This is a genomic window from Pinirhizobacter soli (assembly GCF_015905305.1).
GTDB lineage: Bacteria > Pseudomonadota > Gammaproteobacteria > Xanthomonadales > Rhodanobacteraceae > Pinirhizobacter > Pinirhizobacter soli.
Window position 1 is genome coordinate 1 of record NZ_JADZLQ010000006.1, and the last position, 2500, is coordinate 2500.

Consider the following 2500-nt stretch of genomic DNA (forward strand, 5'->3'; position numbering starts at 1 on the left):
AAAAAGAAGAAGGCCCGGTCTAGTTAAAGACCGGGCCTTCGGGATAAAGCCCCTGGCGGTGACCTACTCTTGCATGGCTTGAGCCACACTACCATCGGCGCATGCGCGTTTCACTGCTGAGTTCGGGATGGGATCAGGTGGGACCACGCCGCTATAGCCGCCAGGGAAGGGGTGGGAGCGGCGCTTTTTCAAGCGCCTAGCTCCACAGAAGTTGGTAAACGAGTGACAAGCGTCCGGAATTCGGGTGTGTTGCTTAAGGTGAGCGTCGCAAGAAGCGAAGCGCCTTGGGGTTATATGGTCAAGCCGCACGGCTCATTAGTATCAGTTAGCTCAACGCATTGCTGCGCTTCCACACCTGACCTATCAACCACCTGGTCTTGATGGTGCCTTTAGGAGAGTCAAGCTCTCGGGAGATCTCATCTTGGGGCGTGCTTCCCGCTTAGATGCTTTCAGCGGTTATCACTTCCGTTCGTAGCTACCGGGCAATGCCATGGGCATGACAACCCGAACACCAGCGGAACGTCCACTCCGGTCCTCTCGTACTAGGAGCAGCCCCCCTCAAATCTCCAACGCCCACGACAGATAGGGACCGAACTGTCTCACGACGTTCTGAACCCAGCTCGCGTACCACTTTAAATGGCGAACAGCCATACCCTTGGGACCGGCTACAGCCCCAGGATGTGATGAGCCGACATCGAGGTGCCAAACACCGCCGTCGATATGAACTCTTGGGCGGTATCAGCCTGTTATCCCCGGAGTACCTTTTATCCGTTGAGCGATGGCCCTTCCATACAGAACCACCGGATCACTAAGACCTACTTTCGTACCTGCTTGATCCGTCGATCTCGCAGTCAAGCACGCTTATGCCTTTGCACACAGTGCGCGATGTCCGACCGCGCTGAGCGTACCTTCGTGCTCCTCCGTTACTCTTTGGGAGGAGACCGCCCCAGTCAAACTACCCACCATACACGGTCCCTGACCCGGATTACGGGCCTAGGTTAGAACGTCAAGCACTTCAGGGTGGTATTTCAAGGATGGCTCCACCGAAGCTAGCGCCTCGGTTTCATAGCCTCCCACCTATCCTACACAGAAGAACTCAACGTTCAGTGTAAAGCTATAGTAAAGGTTCACGGGGTCTTTCCGTCTTGCCGCGGGAACGCTGCATCTTCACAGCGATTTCAATTTCACTGAGTCTCGGGTGGAGACAGCGCCGCTGTCGTTACTCCATTCGTGCAGGTCGGAACTTACCCGACAAGGAATTTCGCTACCTTAGGACCGTTATAGTTACGGCCGCCGTTTACTGGGGCTTCGATCAAGAGCTTCGCCTTGCGGCTGACCCCATCAATTAACCTTCCAGCACCGGGCAGGAGTCACACCCTATACGTCCACTTTCGTGTTTGCAGAGTGCTGTGTTTTTGATAAACAGTCGCAGCGGCCAGGTTACTGCGACCCATAAACGCTCAGTCACGCATGTGACCACGCTCATGGGCGCACCTTCTCCCGAAGTTACGGTGCCATTTTGCCTAGTTCCTTCACCCGAGTTCTCTCAAGCGCCTTGGGATTCTCACCCTGCCTACCTGTGTCGGTTTGCGGTACGGTTTTTCTGTAGCTGAAGCTTAGTGGCTTTTCCTGGAAGCGTGGTGTCAGTCACTTCGTCCTCATAGGACTCGTCTCGGTGCTCGGCGTATGTGATCCCGGATTTGCCTAAGATCACCGCCTACCTCCTTTCCCCAGGACAACCAACGCCTGGTAGACCTAACCTTCTCCGTCCCCACATCGCACTACAGAAAAGTGCAGGAATATTAACCTGCTTCCCATCGACTACGCATTTCTGCCTCGCCTTAGGGGCCGACTCACCCTGCGCCGATGAACGTTGCGCTAGGAAACCTTGGGCTTTCGGCGGGGGGGCTTTTCACCCCCCTTATCGTTACTCATGTCAGCATTCGCACTTCCGATACCTCCAGCGGACTTCTCAATCCACCTTCGCAGGCGTACGGAACGCTCCTCTACCGCGCACACCCAAAAGGTGTGCACCCCGAGCTTCGGTGCATGGCTTAGCCCCGTTAAATCTTCCGCGCAGACCGACTCGACCAGTGAGCTATTACGCTTTCTTTAAAGGATGGCTGCTTCTAAGCCAACCTCCTGGCTGTCTATGCCTTTCCACATCGTTTTCCACTTAGCCATGACTTGGGGACCTTAGCTGCGGGTCTGGGTTGTTTCCCTTTTCACGACGGACGTTAGCACCCGCCGTGTGTCTCCCGTGTATCACGTGTTGGTATTCGGAGTTTGCCATGGTTTGGTAAGTCTCGATGACCCCCTAGCCATAACAGTGCTCTACCCCCAACAGTGTCCGCACGAGGCGCTACCTAAATAGCTTTCGAGGAGAACCAGCTATCTCCGAGTTTGTTTAGCCTTTCACTCCTATCCTCAGCTCATCCCCATCTATTGCAACAGATGTGGGTTCGGTCCTCCAGTGCGTGTTACCGCACCTTCAACCTGG

General features: G+C 55.0%; 2 rRNA genes (1 of these 2 cut by a window edge). Both read right to left on the reverse strand.

Annotated elements, in window-relative coordinates:
* Positions 1–50: 50 nt before the first annotated feature.
* Positions 51–165: ribosomal RNA gene (gene rrf / locus NDK18_RS19240) — 5S ribosomal RNA — on the reverse strand.
* Between the two features lie 129 nt (positions 166–294).
* Positions 295–2500 (reverse strand): 23S ribosomal RNA (locus tag NDK18_RS19245) (it continues 681 nt past the right edge of the window).